2 protein-coding genes are annotated in these 2439 nt (G+C 30.8%); both read right to left on the reverse strand.

The features are described 5' to 3' along the window. Positions 1-134: 134 nt before the first annotated feature. On the reverse strand, positions 135-1814 hold the full coding sequence (locus tag ACLR9T_RS13840; protein WP_413110075.1) for a Na/Pi cotransporter family protein: 1680 nt from the start codon (positions 1812-1814) through the stop codon (positions 135-137). A gap of 143 nt (positions 1815-1957) precedes the next feature. After that, on the reverse strand, positions 1958-2439 hold a 482-nt coding region (locus tag ACLR9T_RS13845; protein WP_413110076.1), incomplete at its 5' end, for a PTS sugar transporter subunit IIB.

The following is a 2439-nucleotide window of genomic DNA, read 5'->3' on the forward strand; positions in this document are numbered from 1 at the left end:
AAATAAAAGACAGATTTCTCCTTAAAAGGATGGAATCTGTCTCTTATTTTCGCAATCAAAAATACACATTTGTTGAATAAATAAAGTAATATACTTTATGCCAGACTCCACCACATATTCAACAAAATATTCAATTATTCTTCAATCATTTCTGGTTTCACCATTTTCATAGCTGCAACAGCTTTTCTAATTTTATAAAAACTTTGTGCAATATTCAAACCATGGTCACCAATTCTTTCAAAATCAGTTAATGTTTTTGTATAAACAACACTATTTTCTGTTGTACATTGTTTATTTTTTAAACGAATCAATTGATTAATACCAAACTGATAATTCGTTTTATCAATATTCTCTTCTATGATATCTACTTTATCTACAAGATCTTTAAATTCATCATAATTCATGATCTTTAATTCATCTAAAATATTTGTACACAAACTGCTCATAATACCAATTTCGTCTAAAGCCGTATCAGAAAAACGTCTATTTTCATCATGAAGCAACTTTGCTCTAGCAGCAATGTTCACAGCATGATCACCAATTCTCTCTAAGTCAGCTGAAACCTTAAGGAACAAACCAATTGTTTGTGAACCTTCTATTGGAAATTCATTTGAAATCGCATTTGTTGTAAAATCAACAATCTGTTTATTTAAATAATTTATATACTCTTCACTTTTTTGCAGTTTTTCATATTTTTCATCTTTATAGCTAATCATTAATTCAAAAGACCTTCTCACATTATCAATAGCTACATCTAACATATTCTGTGTTTCATTAAATAATTGCGTATTCGCAATTGCACTTGTCCCAATATGATAATCATTTGTAAAAATAGAAAAATCCAAGAATTTTACATCCATACGATCTTCATGACCTTCCTTTTCAGGAAGAATCTTATATGCTAATTGAACAAGCTGTTTACCAAATGGTAATAATAATATTGTTGTTGCAACGTTGAAAACTGTATGTACATTAGCTATTTGAGCAGGAATATTTGTTGGTGTTAGTGCCTGCATCCATTGTGCAAATGGAGTTAACATACTAATAATAACAAATATAATTGTTCCTATAATATTAAAGGATAAGTGCAAAATAGTTGTTCTCTTTGCATTTCGCCCTGTTCCAATAGAAGCCAATACAGCAGTAATACATGTCCCAATATTTTGTCCAAATAAAACATATATTGCAGAAGGTAAAGTAATAACACCACTCATGGCTAATGCTTGTAAAATACCAACTGAAGCCGATGAACTCTGAATAATAGCAGTGAATAATGCACCTACAGCAATACCTATTAAAGGATTTTCAAAATTAGAAACAATACTTACAAATTCAGGTGAACTACGTAATGGTACCATTGCACCTGACATCATTTCCATCCCCATAAATAAGATACCTAGCCCCGCTGCAATTGTACCAATTGCATCCAATCGTTTACTCTTGAAAAATGCAATTAACGCAACACCTATAAATGCAATAACTGGTGCTAATGCAGTAATATCTAATGCAATTAATTGTCCCGTAATTGTTGTTCCAATGTTTGCTCCCATAATAACCCAACCAGCATTTTCTAGTTTCATTAATCCAGCATTGACAAACCCAACTGTCATCACAGTCGTTGCTGATGAAGATTGAATGAGTGCAGTGATCAATGCACCCACTCCAACACCTAAGAAACGATTTGTTATTAATTTTTCCAGGATTGTTTTCATTTTATTACCAGCAGCAAGTTCTAATCCATTGGACATCATAGTCATCCCATATAAGAATAAAGCTAAACCGCCAAGCAATGCAAATATATTAGATAATTCCATCTCTTTCCTCCCTATGATTTACAACAAAAGATTAACATTTCATTAACACAATGTAAATAAACTTAACATAAACTTAACATTTCTACGCCATTTTTTTTCATTTTTTGACAATTCAATAAAAAAAGAAGCATAATTGCTCTTTATTATGAATTTAATGCTTTTTGGATAATTCCTTCAAAATCACTTGTTGCAAAATCTACAGTTTCAATTGTCATAACCTTATTTCCATACTTTTCTCTATATTCAGGTAACATATAAGCAATTTGTGGCGCAAGTAAAATTATATCATACTCATTAGCAACATTATCAATATCACTATAACCAACCGCATCTACCTGTATTCCTAAATCCCTATGATTCATCATCTCTTGAATAGAATATGCAAAATAAGATGTCGTTAACCCTCCACTGCAACTTAATAAAATCTGCTTAATATCTGTTTGATGCACATTCATGTCATGGTGCTCAGATGAAGGCGTTGTTAAATAATGAAAGAAAGTATTGAACTGTTGTAGACTTGAATTCATATCATGCATTTGAAAATGTAAATAAAATATATTTTCATGACTCTTCGTATCTTTCACAGTTAACTCAACAATATTCTCATCATGAAACTCAATAACAC

The organism is Thomasclavelia sp., assembly GCF_047249845.1.
Lineage (GTDB): Bacteria > Bacillota_I > Bacilli_A > Erysipelotrichales > Coprobacillaceae > Thomasclavelia.